Source organism: Streptomyces tricolor, from assembly GCF_002155905.1.
Classification (GTDB): domain Bacteria; phylum Actinomycetota; class Actinomycetes; order Streptomycetales; family Streptomycetaceae; genus Streptomyces; species Streptomyces tricolor.
Genome location: NZ_MUMF01000184.1, coordinates 1 through 16,086 on the forward strand (window position 1 = coordinate 1; position 16,086 = coordinate 16,086).

Annotated in this window: 16 protein-coding genes and 1 pseudogene; 9 read left to right on the forward strand and 8 right to left on the reverse strand. The window is 69.9% G+C overall.

Features of this window, described 5'->3' with window-relative positions; translation table 11 throughout:
• Positions 1-387 precede the first annotated feature (387 nt).
• A complete protein-coding gene (locus tag CCN44_RS14400) occupies positions 388-1,941 on the forward strand; it encodes a glycosyltransferase family 87 protein (protein WP_208639773.1) in 1,554 nt (517 codons plus the stop codon).
• A gap of 87 nt (positions 1,942-2,028) precedes the next feature.
• Here the strand turns inward: CCN44_RS14400 and CCN44_RS14405 are convergent, their stop codons facing one another.
• The 3 genes from CCN44_RS14405 to CCN44_RS14415 form a co-directional block, all read right to left on the reverse strand.
• A complete protein-coding gene (locus CCN44_RS14405; RefSeq protein WP_059250019.1) occupies positions 2,029-3,060 on the reverse strand; it encodes an alanine racemase in 1,032 nt (343 codons plus the stop codon).
• Between the two features lie 86 nt (positions 3,061-3,146).
• Positions 3,147-4,268, reverse strand: a complete 1,122-nt coding sequence (femX, locus tag CCN44_RS14410; RefSeq protein WP_059250018.1) for a peptidoglycan bridge formation glycyltransferase FemX — start codon at positions 4,266-4,268, stop codon at positions 3,147-3,149.
• A 118-nt stretch (positions 4,269-4,386) separates the two neighbouring features.
• On the reverse strand, positions 4,387-4,701 hold the full coding sequence (locus tag CCN44_RS14415; protein WP_059250017.1) for a hypothetical protein: 315 nt from the start codon (positions 4,699-4,701) through the stop codon (positions 4,387-4,389).
• Between the two features lie 275 nt (positions 4,702-4,976).
• Between CCN44_RS14415 and rpsF the strand changes: the two genes are divergently transcribed.
• The 4 genes from rpsF (at position 4,977) to rplI (ending at position 6,710) form a co-directional block, all read left to right on the forward strand.
• Complete coding sequence (gene rpsF, locus CCN44_RS14420; RefSeq protein WP_014673750.1) at positions 4,977-5,267, forward strand: 30S ribosomal protein S6; 291 nt, start codon at positions 4,977-4,979, stop codon at positions 5,265-5,267.
• 81 nt (positions 5,268-5,348) lie between these two features.
• The gene (locus CCN44_RS14425) at positions 5,349-5,927 is read left to right on the forward strand and encodes a single-stranded DNA-binding protein (protein WP_014673749.1); all 579 of its coding nucleotides are present in this window, start codon (positions 5,349-5,351) and stop codon (positions 5,925-5,927) included.
• A gap of 81 nt (positions 5,928-6,008) precedes the next feature.
• On the forward strand, positions 6,009-6,245 hold the full coding sequence (gene rpsR / locus CCN44_RS14430) for a 30S ribosomal protein S18 (RefSeq protein ID WP_003949403.1): 237 nt from the start codon (positions 6,009-6,011) through the stop codon (positions 6,243-6,245).
• An 18-nt stretch (positions 6,246-6,263) separates the two neighbouring features.
• Complete coding sequence (gene rplI / locus CCN44_RS14435) at positions 6,264-6,710, forward strand: 50S ribosomal protein L9 (RefSeq protein ID WP_059250016.1); 447 nt, start codon at positions 6,264-6,266, stop codon at positions 6,708-6,710.
• 106 nt (positions 6,711-6,816) lie between these two features.
• Here the strand turns inward: rplI and CCN44_RS14440 are convergent, their stop codons facing one another.
• On the reverse strand, positions 6,817-8,154 hold the full coding sequence (locus CCN44_RS14440; protein WP_086697879.1) for an MATE family efflux transporter: 1,338 nt from the start codon (positions 8,152-8,154) through the stop codon (positions 6,817-6,819).
• Positions 8,155-8,635: 481 nt separating this feature from the next.
• Here CCN44_RS14440 and dnaB point away from each other — a divergent pair, with 481 nt between their 5' ends.
• Positions 8,636-10,114, forward strand: a complete 1,479-nt coding sequence (dnaB, locus tag CCN44_RS14445) for a replicative DNA helicase (protein ID WP_059250014.1) — start codon at positions 8,636-8,638, stop codon at positions 10,112-10,114.
• A gap of 79 nt (positions 10,115-10,193) precedes the next feature.
• Here dnaB and CCN44_RS14450 read toward each other — a convergent pair.
• A pseudogene (locus CCN44_RS14450) lies at positions 10,194-10,734 on the reverse strand (dienelactone hydrolase family protein).
• Positions 10,735-10,841: 107 nt separating this feature from the next.
• Here CCN44_RS14450 and CCN44_RS14455 point away from each other — a divergent pair.
• A complete protein-coding gene (locus CCN44_RS14455; protein WP_086697867.1) occupies positions 10,842-12,227 on the forward strand; it encodes a serine hydrolase domain-containing protein in 1,386 nt (461 codons plus the stop codon).
• Positions 12,228-12,325: 98 nt separating this feature from the next.
• Here the strand turns inward: CCN44_RS14455 and CCN44_RS14460 are convergent, their stop codons facing one another.
• Together CCN44_RS14460 and CCN44_RS14465 are read right to left on the reverse strand one after the other, a co-directional pair.
• Positions 12,326-12,778, reverse strand: coding sequence for a GNAT family N-acetyltransferase (locus CCN44_RS14460; protein WP_086697868.1), 453 nt, complete (start codon positions 12,776-12,778; stop codon positions 12,326-12,328).
• Positions 12,779-12,787: 9 nt separating this feature from the next.
• Complete coding sequence (locus CCN44_RS14465; RefSeq protein ID WP_059250011.1) at positions 12,788-13,246, reverse strand: MarR family winged helix-turn-helix transcriptional regulator; 459 nt, start codon at positions 13,244-13,246, stop codon at positions 12,788-12,790.
• Positions 13,247-13,391: 145 nt separating this feature from the next.
• On the opposite strand from CCN44_RS14465, the gene CCN44_RS14470 reads away from it, so the two are divergent.
• Both CCN44_RS14470 and CCN44_RS14475 read left to right on the forward strand, forming a co-directional pair.
• On the forward strand, positions 13,392-14,600 hold the full coding sequence (locus tag CCN44_RS14470; protein ID WP_086697869.1) for an MFS transporter: 1,209 nt from the start codon (positions 13,392-13,394) through the stop codon (positions 14,598-14,600).
• 106 nt (positions 14,601-14,706) lie between these two features.
• Entirely contained in the window at positions 14,707-15,126 is a 420-nt protein-coding gene (locus CCN44_RS14475; protein ID WP_059250009.1) for a GlcG/HbpS family heme-binding protein, read from the forward strand.
• 72 nt (positions 15,127-15,198) lie between these two features.
• Here the strand turns inward: CCN44_RS14475 and CCN44_RS14480 are convergent, their stop codons facing one another.
• Entirely contained in the window at positions 15,199-16,065 is an 867-nt protein-coding gene (locus CCN44_RS14480; RefSeq protein WP_086697870.1) for a GNAT family N-acetyltransferase, read from the reverse strand.
• Positions 16,066-16,086 lie beyond the last annotated feature (21 nt).

A 16,086-nucleotide genomic window follows, 5' to 3' on the forward strand; every position in this document is an offset into this window, starting at 1 on the left:
ACCCCGAGCGACACGCCGACCCCGACGCCCAGCGAGACGACCACGACGCCGTCTCCGTCGCCGAGCGAGTCCTGCCAGTTCGGCTGGGACCCCGACTGCAACGCGAACGGCAACGGCAGCGGCAGCGGCGGCGTGGACACCGGCGGTACCGACGGAGGCGGAGGCACGACACCCACGCCCACCGTCACGGACACGACCGGGACCGGCAACAGCCGAGGAAACGGCAACGGAGGCTTCTTCGGAGGTCAGGACGGGTAACCCGGCGATCTGACCGGTTGGCGGCCATATCGCCCGCCGGGGGTGTTTCACGTGAAACATGGGCCGCCGCACCGACCAGGTGCGGCGGCCCTCACCGTTTTCCTGGACAGGTACGGCAGGATGTGCCCCATGCCCAGTGCAGAGATGACGCCCGTGAGCAGGCACGAGCCCGAGCCCGTGCGGCCCGCCGCGGCAGAACCGGTGCAGCCGACCAGGGAGGACGAGGTCGCCGCCGCCGGCAGTGAGCTGATCGGCGGCCCCCTGGGGCGGCACGCCCTGCTCGGGACCTCCTGGTGGACCCCGGTGCGGGTCGTGGCACTCGTGGCGATCGGCATGTTCGCCCTCGGCCTGGTCCAGAAGGCACCCTGCTACAACGGCGCCTGGTTCTTCGGCGCGAGCAGCCAGTACACGCACGCCTGCTACTCGGACATCCCGCACCTCTACCAGGGCCGCGGGTTCGCCGACGATCTCGTGCCGTACTTCGACAAGCTCCCCGGCGACATGGACTACCTCGAATACCCGGTGCTGACCGGTGTCTTCATGGAGGTGGCCTCCTGGCTGACGCCGCACAGCGGCAGCATCCAGCACCAGGAGAAGTGGTACTGGTTCGTGAACGCCGGGATGCTGATGGTGTGCGCCGCCGTCATCGCCGTGTGCGTGGCGCGCACACACCGCCGGCGCCCCTGGGACGGCCTGCTGGTCGCCCTGGCGCCCGCCTTCGCGCTGACCGCGACCATCAACTGGGACCTGCTGGCGGTGGCACTGACGGCCGCCGCGATGCTGATGTGGGCGCGGGGCCGGGCCCTCGCCTTCGGCGTTCTCCTGGGGCTCGCCACGGCCGCCAAGCTGTACCCCGTCGTGCTGCTCGGTCCACTGCTGGTCCTGTGCTGGCGGGCCGGCAAGTGGCGCGAGTTCTTCAAGGCGGCGGCCGGCGCGGTGGTCGCCTGGCTCGTGGTGAACCTGCCCGTGATGCTCACGCACGACGCGACGGGCTTCCACATCCGCGAGGGCTGGGCCAAGTTCTACACGTTCAGCAAGGAGCGCGGGGTCGACTTCGGCTCCTTCTGGCTGATCTGGGCGCAGAACTCCAGCAACCCGCCCACCACCGGCTTCGTGAACAACGCGGCCATGGTGCTGGTGGTGCTGTGCTTCCTCGGCATCGCCGCGCTGACGTTCACCGCCCCGCGCCGGCCGCGCTTCGCCCAGCTGGCCTTCCTGATGGTGGCCGCCTTCGTCCTCACCAACAAGGTCTACTCCCCGCAGTACGTCCTGTGGCTGGTGCCGCTGGCGGTTCTCGCCCGGCCCAAGTGGCGGGACTTCCTGATCTGGCAGGCGTGCGAGGTGGCGTACTTCCTGGGCATCTGGATGTACCTCGCCTACACGACCAGCGGAGACGCCCACAAGGGTCTGCCGACGCAGGGCTACCACTGGGCGATCGCGGTGCACCTGCTGGGCACGCTGTACCTGTGCGCCGTCGTCGTCCGGGACATCCTCATGCCGGAGCGGGACGTGGTGCGCCGGTCCGGCGACGACGATCCCTCGGGCGGGGTGCTCGACGGCGCGGAGGACGCGTTCGCGCTCGGCGCGGCGCCCCGTCCGCCGCAGCACACAGCTCACTTCGAGGGTGCTCACGTGGACTGGGGCCGGCCCGAGAAGCTGTCCCACCGCGACCGTTCGCTCTGAGCGAACAGCCGGTCCCCGAACGCCTCACGGCACGCAGAAGGCCGTACCCGGTGCTCCGGGTACGGCCTTCGCGCTGTCCGGGACGGCTCAGCGGTCCACGAGGCGGTCGAACTGGGTCGTGGTGTGCCGCAGATGGGCCACCAGCTCGTCACCGACCTTGGGCTCGGGCGCGTCCGAGGGCACGAACAGGATCGACACCTGCATGTGCGGCGGCTCGGCGAACCAGCGCTGCTTGCCACCCCAGACGAACGGAGAAAGGTTCCGGTTGACCGTGGCCAGGCCGGCGCGTGCGACGCCCTTGGCGCGCGGCATGACGCCGTGCAGGGCCTTCGGGGCCTCCAGGCCCACCCCGTGCGACGTACCGCCCGCCACGACGACCAGGAAGCCGTCCGAGGCCGCCTTCTGCTGCCGGTAGCCGAACCGGTCGCCCTTCGCCACGCGCGTGACGTCCAGGACGGCACCGCGGTACTCGGTGGCCTCGTGGTCCCCCAGCCACAGCCGCGTACCGATGCGCGCGCGGAACCGGGTCTGCGGGAACTGCTGCTGGAGCCGGGCCAGCTCGTCCGCCTTGAGGTGGCTGACGAACATCGTGTGCAGCGGCAGCCGTGCCGCGCGCAGCCGGTCCATCCAGCCGATGACCTCCTCGACGGCGTCCGAGCCGTCGGTGCGGTCCAGCGGCAGGTGGATGGCGAAGCCCTCCAGCCGGATGTTCTCTATGGCCTGGTGCAGCTGGGGCAGGTCGTGCTCGCTGATGCCGTGCCGCTTCATCGAGGACATCACCTCGATGACCACACGGGCGCCCACGAGGCCGTACACACCGTCGATCGACGACACCGAGCGCACGACCCGGTCGGGCAGCGGCACGGGTTCCTCGCCGCGCCGGTACGGGGTCAGCACCAGCAGGTCACCGCTGAACCAGTCCTTGATGCGCGCGGCCTCGTAGGTGGTGCCGACGGCGAGCAGGTCCGCGCCGAGCCGCGTGGCCTCCTCCGACAGCCGTTCGTGCCCGAAACCGTAGCCGTTGCCCTTGCAGACCGGGACGAGTCCCGGGAACTGCTCCTGCACGTGCTTGTGGTGCGCCCGCCAGCGCGCGGTGTCGACGTAGAGCGTGAGCGCCATGGCCGGACCCGGAACCTTTCTCGTGGCTGCGGTGGATCAGAAGTGTGAAGAGCTGTGAGGGCTATGGAATCAAACGCCCGCGCGGCTCAGCGGCGCGACATGTAGATGTCGAGCGCCTTGTGGAGCAGCTTGTTCAGCGGGAAGTCCCACTCGCCGAGGTACTCGGCGGCCTGGCCGCCGGTGCCGACCTTGAACTGGATCAGGCCGAAGAGGTGGTCGGTCTCGTCCAGCGAGTCGGAGATGCCGCGCAGGTCGTAGACGGTGGCGCCGAGCGCGTAGGCGTCGCGCAGCATCCGCCACTGCATGGCGTTCGACGGCCGGACCTCGCGGCCGATGTTGTCGGAGGCGCCGTAGGAGTACCAGACGTGCCCGCCGACGATCAGCATCGTCGCCGCGGACAGGTTCACGCCGTTGTGGCGGGCGAAGTACAACCGCATGCGGTTGGGGTCCTCGGTGTTGAGGGCCGTCCACATGCGCTGGAAGTACGACAGCGGGCGGGGCCGGAAGTGGTCACGGACGGCCGTGATCTCGTACAGCCGCTGCCACTCGGGCAGGTCCTGGTAGCCGCCCTGGACGACCTCGACGCCGGCCTTCTCGGCCTTCTTGATGTTGCGGCGCCACAGCTGGTTGAAGTTCTTGTGGACCTCTTCCAGCGAGCGGTTCGCCAGCGGCACCTGGTAGACGTATCGGGGCTGCACGTCGCCGAAGCCGGCGCCGCCGTCCTCGCCCTGCTGCCAGCCCATGCGGCGCAGCTTGTCGGCCACCTCGAAGGCGCGCGGCTCGATGAAGTCGGCCTCCAGGTCGCGCAGCCGCTTGACGTCCGGGTCCTGGATGCCCCTCTTGATGGTGTCCGCGTTCCAGCGACGGATGATCACCGGCGGGCCCATCTTCACCGAGAAGGCGCCCTGCTGCTTCAGGTGCGCCAGCATCGGCTGGATCCAGTCGTCCAGGTTCGGCGCGTACCAGTTGATGACCGGGCCCTCGGGCAGATAGGCGAGGTAGCGCTTGATCTTGGGCAGCTGGCGGTAGAGGACCAGGCCCACGCCGACCAGGTGGCCGGTGCGGTCGTCGAACCAGCCGAGGCTCTCCGAGCGCCACTCCGCCTTCACATCTGCCCAGGCCGGGACCTGCATGTGGCTCGCCGCCGGCAGGCTCTGGATGTAGGCCAGATGCTGCTCGCGACTGATGGTCCTCAGGGTCAGGCTCATTCGGGGCGCTCCTCGGGCTGGTGTGTCCCCATGGGTACAGGGGCTCCGGCTCTCGCGCCGAAGCCTACTGCGCCTTGAGAGCGCCCCGACTGGGCGTACGGGCGTTGAGCCCGGCGAGTCAGCCGACGAGACCGCCGAACAGGCCGCCGTGCGCCATGCCGATCAGGAAGCCGACTCCCGCCGCACCGAGACCCAGGATCAGGAAGAACCGCTCCCGCGTGGTCACCGAGATCCACTGCCCGTAGGCACCCGTGGCCAGCGCCACCAGGCCCGCCCACGAGGTCAGCAGGTGAAGGCTGTGGAAGAAGGACGTGATGAAGGACAGCACACCCAGGACGAACGTGATCGCCATGAGGGCGTCCTGCAGCGGATGAGGCTTGCCGTCCGTGGCGAAGAGGGAACCGGCGGTGTTGGGTTGCAATGCCTGTGCCATGGGCACCTCCTGCGGAAGGCGGCGCATGGTAGCGCCGCACACACCCGATGTGTACAGATTCTCTGTCTTGAGGGCCGGATTTCAACCGGAAGCGGGTGTGCGGGTAGTCTGTACCGTCTGCACTGGTGTCTGCCCAGACCTGTTCCAGGTCACACTGCCCGGCTCCCCTGAGGGAACCCCGATTGTCAGTGGCGGCCGATACCGTTGCGTACGCATCACAACCCTCCTGCCACGGAACGACCGTGGCCGCTGAGTCCAAAGGAGGTGGGTTCCACATGCGTCACTACGAGGTGATGGTCATCCTCGACCCCGATCTCGAGGAGCGTGCGGTCTCCCCGCTGATCGAGAACTTCCTGTCCGTCGTCCGTGACGGTGGCGGCAAGGTTGAGAAGGTCGACACCTGGGGCCGTCGTCGTCTCGCCTACGAGATCAAGAAGAAGCCCGAGGGCATCTACTCGGTCATCGACCTGCAGGCCGAGCCTGCGGTCGTCAAGGAGCTCGACCGCCAGATGAACCTGAACGAGTCGGTCCTCCGGACCAAGGTCCTCCGCCCCGAGACCCACTGAGCTTCCGCGCTCAGCTGATCTCGGGATTCGAGTAGCAGCAACCAAGCAGCCAGAGCAGCAAACCCGCCGAGAGGTTCCCCCATGGCAGGCGAGACCGTCATCACGGTCATCGGCAATCTTGTCGACGACCCCGAGCTGCGCTTCACCCCGTCCGGTGCGGCGGTCGCGAAGTTCCGTGTCGCGTCCACCCCCCGCACCTTCGACCGCCAGACGAACGAGTGGAAGGACGGCGAGAGCCTCTTCCTGACCTGCTCGGTCTGGCGCCAGGCGGCGGAGAACGTCGCCGAGTCGCTCCAGCGAGGCATGCGCGTCATCGTGCAGGGCCGGCTGAAGCAGCGGTCCTACGAGGACCGCGAGGGCGTCAAGCGCACGGTCTACGAGCTGGACGTCGAGGAAGTCGGCCCCAGCCTGCGCAACGCCACGGCCAAGGTCACCAAGACCGCCGGTGGCGCTCGCGGTGGCCAGGGTGGTTACGGCGGCGGTGGCGGCCAAGGTGGCGGCGGCTGGGGCGGAGGCCCCGGTGGCGGCCAGCAGGGCGGCGGCGCTCCGGCCGACGACCCGTGGGCGACCGGCGCTCCCGCCGGTGGCAACCAGGGTGGCGGCGGCTGGGGCGGAGGCTCCGGCGGCGGTGGCGGCTACTCGGACGAGCCCCCCTTCTAAGCCTTCGGGCCAGGCCTTCCGGGCCGGTCCGGGCCGAGGGCGGGTCGTACCCCCACTTCTTGATCACACAGGAGAAACACCATGGCGAAGCCGCCTGTGCGCAAGCCGAAGAAGAAGGTCTGCGCTTTCTGCAAGGACAAGGTCACGTACGTGGACTACAAGGACACGAACATGCTGCGGAAGTTCATTTCCGACCGCGGCAAGATCCGTGCCCGCCGCGTGACCGGCAACTGCACGCAGCACCAGCGTGACGTCGCCACGGCCGTCAAGAACAGCCGTGAGATGGCGCTGCTGCCCTACACCTCCACCGCGCGATAAGGGAAGGGTGACCGACACATGAAGATCATCCTCACCCACGAGGTCTCCGGCCTCGGTGCCGCGGGCGACGTCGTCGACGTCAAGGACGGTTACGCTCGCAACTACCTGATCCCGCGGAAGTTCGCTATCCGCTGGACCAAGGGCGGCGAGAAGGACGTCGAGCAGATCCGTCGCGCTCGCAAGATCCACGAGATCCAGACCATCGAGCAGGCCAACCAGGTGAAGGCCCAGCTCGAGGGCGTGAAGGTTCGCCTGGCCGTCCGCTCGGGCGACTCCGGCCGTCTCTTCGGTTCCGTCACCCCGGCCGACATCGCGTCCGCGATCAAGGCTTCCGGTGGCCCCGAGGTCGACAAGCGCCGCATCGAGCTGGCCGCTCCGATCAAGACCCTGGGCGCCCACGAGACGTCCGTGCGTCTGCACCCCGAGGTTGCCGCCAAGGTCAACATCGAGGTCGTCGCGGCCTGATCGCCGCGTGATCGCCGCGCTCGCTTGAGCCGGTGAGAGGGGCCGCACTCCTTCAGGGGTGCGGCCCCTTTCCCATGCAGGTGCCGACGTGTTTCACGTGAAACGGTCAGCGGGTCGCGCCCGTCACGATCCAACGGCCGGAGCGGGTCCTCAGCCACAGCGTCAGCATGCGGATCGTCATCATCAACGTCATCGCCGCCCAGAGCGCGGTGAGTCCACCGCCGAACGTGGGGACGAGCAGGGCGGCCGGAGCGAACACCACCAGAGTGACGACCATCGCCCAGGCCAGGTAGGGACCGTCGCCGGCGCCCATCAGGACCCCGTCCAGGACGAAGACGATCCCGCACACGGGCTGCGAAAGCGCCACGAGCAGCAGGGCCGGCAGCGCGGCGTCCTTCACCCCGGAGTCGCTGGTGAACAGCGGCAGGAAGACCGGCCGTGCGGCCACCACGAGCAGGCCCAGGACGATCCCGGCCGCGATGCCCCACTGGATCATGCGACGGCAGGCCTGGCGTGCCCCTTGAGCGTCGCCCGCGCCGAGATAGCGGCCGATGATGGCCTGCCCCGCAATCGCGATCGCGTCGAGCGCGAAGGACAGCAGGCTCCACAGGGACAGGACGATCTGGTGCGCGGCGACGTCGGCGTCACCGAGGTTCGCCGCGACCGCGGTGGCGATCATCAGGATCGCCCGCAGACAGAGCGTGCGGACGAGGAGAGGAACGCCTGCCTGGGCCGAGGCCCGGATGCCGGCGGCGTCGGGCCGGAGGGAAGCCCCGTGCCGCCGGGCCCCGCGTACGACGACGGTCAGGTAGACGGCAGCCATGCCGCACTGCGCGATGACCGTGCCCCAGGCCGAACCGGCGATGCCCAGCCCGGCGCCGTAGACGAGTCCCACGTTGAGCACGGCGTTGGCGACGAAGCCGGCGACGGCGACATAGAGCGGGGTCCGGGTGTCCTGCAGACCGCGCAGCACTCCGGTCGCGGCCAGGACGATGAGCATGGCGGGGATGCCCAGCGCGGAGATGCGCAGATACGTGGTGGCGTAGGGGGCCGCGGTCGAGGAGGCGCCGAAGAGATCCACGATGCCGGGGGCCAGGGGGAGGACGACGGCGATGACGGCGAGGCCGAGCAGCAGGGCCAGCCAGATGCCGTCCATGCCCTGACGGATGGCCGCCGTGAGATCACCGGCGCCGACTCGTCGGGCCACCGCGGCCGTGGTGGCGTAGGCGAGGAAGACGAAGATGCTCACGGCGGTGGTGAGGAGCGCCGAGGCGACGGCGAGACCGGCGAGCTGAGCGGTCCCGAGATGGCCGACGATCGCACTGTCCGCCATGACGAAGAGAGGCTCGGCGACGAGGGCGCCGAAGGCCGGGACGGCCAGCGCGACGATTTCTCGGTCGTGCTGTCGCCGGGTGGCCTTGGTGATCTCTGGAGCCTGTGTCATGCGCATCAATCTAATCGTCCACAGGTAAGTGATGCAACCGGTGGGTGCTCCTTACTTTTGGTCTCGGGCCGTGTCCTGTCGGCCGCCGTTCGACGCGATCTTGGCCCGACTGGGGAAGTTTTTTCTCTGCACAGCCGGTGGATGATAAATCCGCAGGTCACAAGCTTGATCGGGGGGAGATCGAGGGCTTGTTCACAAGGCTTTCCACCGGGTCGTGCACAGGTTTCGCCGAGTTGTCCACAGCATCGGGGCCGTCGTCCACATGGCCTGTGGATAACCAGATTGGCTGACGGTGCCGACGGGCCTACCGTTGTCCGGCGCCCGCTCCTTCCTCCGGCCCGGCAAGCATCCTTCTTCCGGCCGGAGAATCGTCACAAATCCGACGCGTCAGAACCGGAGTTGGGCCTCTCAGTTGTCAGTGTCGTGCCGTACAAAAGAGGACACGGCGAGGTCCGCCGTGCGGACGGGAGGAGGTGGCTCGGTGAGCATTTCCGAGCCCTTGGACGATCCGTGGGCCGACAGCGGACCCAGTGATCGTCTGCCCGCCTCCCGTCGGCGTGGTGACGGCGGCCGGGGCCGTGATGAGCAGCACGACCGGGGTCGGGACAGCGGCGGCTGGGACGGCGGAGGCTCGGCCTTCGAGCGGGTGCCGCCCCAGGACCTGGACGCCGAGCAGTCGGTGCTGGGCGGCATGCTGCTGTCCAAGGACGCCATCGCCGATGTGGTCGAGATCCTCAAGGGCCACGACTTCTACAAGCCCGCGCACGAGACGATCTACCAGGCCATCCTGGACGTCTACGCCAAGGGTGAGCCGGCCGACCCGATCACCATCGCCGCCGAACTCACCAAGCGCGGGGAGATCAACAAGGTCGGCGGCGCCGCGTACCTGCACAGCCTCGTCCAGACCGTGCCGACGGCGGCCAACGCGGAGTACTACGCGGAGATCGTCCACGAGCGGGCCGTCCTGCGCCGCCTCGTCGAAGCCGGCACCCGCATCACACAGATGGGATACGCGGCCGACGGGGACGTCGACGAGATCGTCAACCGCGCCCAGGCCGAGATCTACGCCGTCACCGAGCAGCGGACCAGTGAGGACTACCTTCCGCTCGGCGACATCATGGAGGGCGCCCTCGACGAGATCGAGGCGATCGGCTCACGCAGCGGCGAGATGACGGGCGTGCCCACCGGGTTCACCGACTTCGACTCGCTGACGAACGGGCTGCACCCGGGGCAGATGATCGTCATCGCGGCCCGTCCCGCCATGGGTAAGTCGACCCTCGCCCTGGACTTCGCGCGGGCCGCCTCCATCAAGCACAACCTGCCGAGCGTGATCTTCTCGCTCGAAATGGGCCGCAACGAGATCGCGATGCGTCTGCTGTCCGCCGAGGCCCGGGTCGCCCTGCACCACATGCGGTCCGGCACGATGACCGACGAGGACTGGACGCGGCTCGCCCGCCGGATGCCGGACGTGTCGGCCGCGCCGCTCTACATCGACGACTCCCCGAACCTGTCGATGATGGAGATCCGGGCCAAGTGCCGGCGTCTGAAGCAGCGCAACGACCTGAAGCTGGTCGTCATCGACTACCTCCAGCTGATGCAGTCCGGTGGTTCCAAGCGCGCCGAGAGCCGCCAGCAGGAGGTCTCGGACATGTCCCGTAACCTCAAGCTGCTCGCGAAGGAGCTGGAGATCCCGGTCATCGCGCTCTCCCAGCTCAACCGTGGCCCCGAGCAGCGCACCGACAAGAAGCCGATGGTCTCCGACCTGCGTGAGTCCGGCTCCATCGAGCAGGACGCCGACATGGTCATCCTGCTGCACCGCGAGGACGCCTACGAGAAGGAGTCCCCGCGCGCGGGCGAGGCCGACCTGATCGTCGCCAAGCACCGAAACGGTCCGACGGCCACCATCACGGTCGCCTTCCAGGGCCACTACTCCCGCTTCGTGGACATGGCCCAGACCTGAGCCGCCGTCGCCGGTGCGCCGGCTCCACGCCGCCTTCTCCGCTGTCGTGTCCTGACGACGGCGGTCCTGACGCTCGGGCTCACTCCGTGACGGGCAGGCACTCGGGGAGCAGGGCGACGATGTCCTGCCAGGCCCGCTGCGCGTGCCACGGGTGGTAGCCGACGCCGGGGAGCACGGTCTGGCCGACCGGCGGGTGGTGGAAGGCGTGCAGGGCTCCGCCGTAGACCACGAGGCGCCAGTCGACGCCCGCGGCCTGCATCTCGGCGGCCGATGGCGGCGATCCGCTCGGGGTCGGTCCGTGGTTCGGCACGCAGCACATCGAGCGCCGCGTGGCCCATGTCCCGCATCCACTCCGGGGCGGCGAGCAGCGGGGTGACGCGCGCCAGCATCTCCTGCGGGTCGGTGAACCAGCGCCCGCCGTGCAGGTCGAAGGCCAGCGCCAGCTACCCCAGTTCGGCGCGGGCGTCGGCCCGGCGGCGCTGGAAGTCGTTCAGGCCCGGCCCCTAGGGCCCGATCAGCACCGGCGGCCGGCGGTCGGCACCGGCGGGGAGCGTGAGGTGCCCGATCATCGTCAGGCCGTCGGACGGGTAGGCGACCGTGCGTGTGGTGATCGTCGTCATGGGAGGGGACCGGAGGGAGGGCCGAGCCCGGTCGGGCGGGTCTTCTCCCGTCGGCAGAACCGGCAAATGGATTCGACGCTCGCCTGCTCACCAGGTGGACTGTGCTCATGACGACAACTCAGGAAGCACTGCTCCCCGGCACCCGCCGCGCCCTGCTGCACCGGATCGCTGTCGCGCAGGCCGAAGGACGGGCTCCCTCCCTGGTCGCCGCCGTCGTACGGGACGGTCAGACCGTCTGGCACGGGGCGCGGACCTCGGTGGACGGGCACGGACCGGACGAGAGCGTGCAGTACCGGATCGGGTCCATCACCAAGACCTTCACCGCCGTTCTGGTGATGCGGCTGCGCGACGAGGGTTTGCTCGATCTCGCGGATCCGCTGGAGAAGCATCTGCCGGGCACCGGCGTGGGCGAGGCGACGATCGCGGAACTGCTCGCCCACACCGCGGGGTTGGCGGCCGAATCGCCCGCGCCCTGGTGGGAGCGGACGCCCGGCTCCCTGCGGCCCGAGTTGAGCGATGTGCTCGGGGAGCAGCCCCTGCTGCATCCCGTCGGTCGGCGTCACCACTACTCCAACCCCGGCTACACCGTGCTCGGTGCCCTGGTGGAAGAGCTGCGCGGCGCTCCCTGGGAGGAGGTGCTGCGCAACGAGGTCCTGGAGCCGCTCGGTCTGCACCGTACGAGCGGGCAGCCGGTGACCCCGCACGCGGGCGGCTGGGCCGTGCACCCGTGGGCCGACGCGATGCTGCCCGAGCCGCTGGAGGACCTGGGCCGGATGGCGCCGGCCGGTCAGCTCTGGTCGACCACCGGGGACCTGGCGCGGTTCGCGGTGTTCCTGGCCCGAGGGGACGACCGGGTGCTGAGCGCGGAGTCGGTGCGGGAGATGCGTACCCCGGCGGCGCCCGCCGAGGCGGCGGACGTGCTGGACGGGGTCACGTACGGCCTGGGCATGCAGATCCAGCGGCAGGGCGGCCGGCTGCTCGTCGGACACTCCGGGTCCCTGCCGGGTTTTCTGGCGAACCTCACCATCAGCGTCGAGGACGACGTGGCCGCCGTGGTGCTCGCCAACTGCACCAGCGGACTGCTGTTGGGGGCCGTGGGGGCGGATCTCGTCCGGATCGTCGCGGAGGCGGAGCCGCGGATCCCCGAGCCCTGGCGGCCACTGCGCGAGGTCGACCCGGCGGTGCTGGACCTGGTGGGGCAGTGGTACTGGGGCACCCATGCCTTCGGCCTGCGGGCGACCGCCGATGGTCTTCTCTCGCTGGCCCCGCTGGCCGGCGGCGGCCGTAGGGCCCGCTTCCGGGCGAACGGCGACGGTACCTGGACCGGGCTGGAGGGCTATTACGCCGGTGAGCTGCTGCGGCCCGTACGGCGCGCGGACGGGTCCCTGAGCCATCTCGATCTCGGCTCGTTCGTGTTCACCCGGCAGCCGTACGACCCCGAGGCAGCCGTGCCCGGTGGCGTGGACCCGGAGGGGTGGCGGGGCATCGGCTAGCCCGTGGGACCAGGGGGTGGTTTCACGTGAAACACACCCCCTGCCCCCTTCCCGGCTCCCTGGGCGTCTCGGGGCTGGGCCCGGCGCCTCAAGGCGGGTCAAAGCCGCAGCTTGAAGCCCTCGTGCGAGGCGGTGAAGCCCAGCCGCTCGTAGAAGCGGTGGGCGTCGGTGCGCGTCTTGTCGGACGTCAGCTGCACCATCCGGCAGTCGAGCCGCCGAGCGGTGTCGATCGCCCACTCGATCAGCCGGCTGCCCAGCCCGCTGCCCCGCTCGTCGGCGTGGATACGGACGCCTTCGATGAGCGCCCGGGTGGCCCCCTTGTGCGAGAGCCCGGGGATGATCGTGAGCTGGAGGGTTCCGATCACGCGGCCCTCGCGCACGGCGACGACGAGATGCTGGTTCGGGTCGGCCGCGAGGCGTTCCAGCGCGGAGCGGTACGGCGTCAGGTCGTCGGGGGACTCGCGCTGAGCACCGAGCGGATCATCGGCGAGCATCGCGACGATCGCCGGCAGGTCGTCACCGGTGGCGTCACGTATATCAAGATCTCCCATGCCCGCACCCTACGCGGGCACGTTCAGGGACTCCACCACCCGCACGAGCGGGGCGAGTTCGGGGTTCTTGGCGGCGTCGTCCAGGGCCTCGCGCAGCGCGGCGTCATTGGTGGGGCGTGCCTCCTCCAGCAGGCGCAGGCCCGCCGCGGTGACGTTGGTGTAGATGCCGCGCCGGTCGGTGGGGCACAGATAGCGTTCCAGCAGGCCGCGGTCCTCCAGCCGGGTCACCAGGCGGGTGGTGGCGCTCTGGCTGAGCACGACCGCGTCGGCGACCTGCTTCATCTGCAGATGCCCGCCCTCACCCTCGTGCTGCCTGCTGAGCACGTCCAGCAGTGAGTACTCGCGCACGCTCAGATCGTGCTTGGCCTGCAGGGCGCGCTCGATGTGCGCCTCGATCCTTCCGTGCAGCGCAGAAAGAGCGCACCAGCCCTGCGCGAGGGCGGTGAGCGCGGGGTCCGTCGCTGTCATTGGCGTTTTCCTCCGTCCCGGAGCGGCTGCACCACAAGGGTAGAGCACTGCCGCAATAGTCGTCGCTTGCATTTAGCCCGCGTCTGCAACTATTGTGGACGAACGCAAAGCGCTCCTGCAATCGTTTGGGAAGGTGTACCCCTTCATGCCTCTCGCGCTTCTGGCCCTCGCGATCGGGGCCTTCGGAATCGGAACGACCGAGTTCGTGATCATGGGCTTGCTGCCCGAGGTCGCGGGCGACTTCGGGGTCTCCATCCCCACGGCGGGCCTGCTCGTGACCGGCTACGCGCTCGGCGTGGTCATCGGTGCCCCGCTGATGACCGTGCTCGGCACCAAGGTCCCCCGCAAGCGGATGCTGATGCTGCTGATGGGCCTGTTCGTCGTCGGAAACCTGCTCTCCGCCGTGGCTCCGGTCTTCGGGGTCATGCTGATCGGACGCGTGGTCGCCTCGCTCGCCCACGGTGCCTTCTTCGGCATCGGTTCCGTCGTCGCGGCCGAGCTGGTCGCGCCCGACAAGAAGGCCGGCGCCATCGCCATGATGTTCACCGGTCTGACCGTCGCCAACGTCGTCGGCGTCCCGCTGGGGACGTTCATCGGACAGAGCGTCGGCTGGCGCGTCACCTTCGGCATCGTCGCCGCGCTCGGCGTCATCGGTCTCGCCGGTATCGCCAAGCTCGTCCCCGAGCTGCCGCGGCCGGAGGGCGTGCACCTGCGACACGAGCTGGCCGCCTTCAAGAACGCCCAGGTCCTGCTGGCCATGGCGATGACCGTCCTCGGCTTCGGCGGAGTCTTCGCGGCCATCACCTACATCGCGCCGATGATGACCCACATCGCCGGGTTCGCCGACGGCTCGGTCACCTGGCTGCTGGTCCTCTTCGGCCTCGGCATGGTCGGCGGCAACCTCATCGGCGGCAAGTTCGCCGACCGCGCCCTGATGCCGATGCTGTTCGTGTCCCTGGGCGCCCTGGCCGTCGTCCTGGCGCTCTTCACGCTCACCGCCCACAACAAGATCGCCGCCGCGGTCACCATCGCCCTGATCGGTGCCCTGGGCTTCGCCACCGTGCCGCCGCTGCAGAAGCGCGTCCTCGACCAGGCGCACGGCGCCCCGACGCTCGCCTCTGCGGTGAACATCGGCGCCTTCAACCTGGGCAACGCCCTGGCCGCCTGGCTCGGCGGACTCGTGATCGCGGCCGACTTCGGCTACACGTCCCCCAACTGGGTCGGCGCCGTTCTCGCCGCCGCCGCTCTGGTCCTCGCCTTCGTCTCGGCCGCGCTGGAGCGCCGCGACGGTGCGCGCGGCACCGTGGTCGCCTCCGGGACGCCGGCGGAGCAGCGGACGCCCGTCCATCACTGAGCCGCCCGCACCCCGGGCGCTTCACCACCCGTCATCCCCAGACGTCCGTACCGGGGCCCCTCCCGGTGCGGGAGATCCCTCACAGCACCACCAAGGAGACAGCTCCATGAGCACCACCGCCGTCGCCCCGCTCACCATCGAGGACGCCGAGCTGCTCGTCGCCACGGCCCGCCGGGCCGCCGAGGACGCCGGAGTCACCGTCAGCGTCACCGTCCTGGACGCCGGCGGCCACCTGCTCGCCTTCCGTCGCGACGACCGGGCCGTGCTGATCTCCGGCGAGACCAGCACCCGCAAGGCCTACACGGCGCTCCAGCTGAACGCGCCCACCGCCGACCTCGTCGACGCCGTCCAGCCCGGCGGGCTCTTCCACACGCTGCCCACGGCCCTCGACCGGCCCCTGCTCTTCATCGCGGGCGGTCTCCCCGTCCACCGGGACGGCCGGCTGATCGGTGCGATCGGTGTCGGCGGCGGCGCGCCGGAGCAGGACCACGGCTTCGCCACCGCGGCCGTGCAGGCGCTCGCCTGAGCCACAGCCTGGCTCTCATGACACCGGCCCCGCCGCTTCGAGCGGCGGGGCCGGTCCGCGTCGTACGGGGGATCAGCCCGCGGCGACCGTCAGGGGCGCGAACCGCCGGGTCCAGTCCCCCGGCAGCTCCGCGATGCCGTAGGTCATCACCGCGTTGAAGGCGACGGAGGCCAGCCCTCGCTCCTTCGCCCAGGCCAGCAGCTCTTCGTGGCGCACGTCGATGTCGGTGCGCAGGGGGCGCTCCGTACGGGCCGCCAGCGAGGCGATCAGCGCCTTGGCCGTCTCCGTGTCCCGGGCGATCAGCGGGCCGACGACATGGGTGTCCATGTTGGGCCACGCGGCCGTGTACCCGATGAGCCGGCCGTCCTCCTCGGCCACCCGCAACTGATCGGCGAAGGCGGGAAGCCGGGCGATGAGGGGCGTGCGGTCGGTGCCGAACACCTCCTCGTCGAGACGCAGGATCGCGGGCAGGTCCTCGGCGGTGGCGGCACGGGTGGCGACCGTGGGTTGCGGGCCACCGTGCGTGAAGCGGCCCCTCAGCATCTCGGCCCGGCCCGTCACCTTGAAGCCCAGCTCCTCGTAGAGCGGGCGGCCGTACGGCGTGGCGTGCAGGGTCAGCGGAGTGGTCCCCATGGTCGACAGGACATGCTGCATCAGGCGGCGTCCGACGCCCCGGCGGGCATGGCGTTCGGCCACCAGGACCATCCCGATGGCACCGAGATCCGGCCGCCCCCACGCGCCGTACTCCGTGACCACGCACGCGGCGACGAGACCGCCCTCGGGGTCGTCGATTCCGAAGCCCTTCCCGGCCGAGAGGAGCAGGCCCCACTTGTGTTCCTCACGTGGCCACCCCCGGTCTTCGGACAGGTCGGCGCAGGCATTCAGATCGCGAAGCGTCAGGCGGCGGATGGGCAGAGCGGCGAGGGAAGGAGTCGGCACGCAGGTCAGGCTGTCCGACGG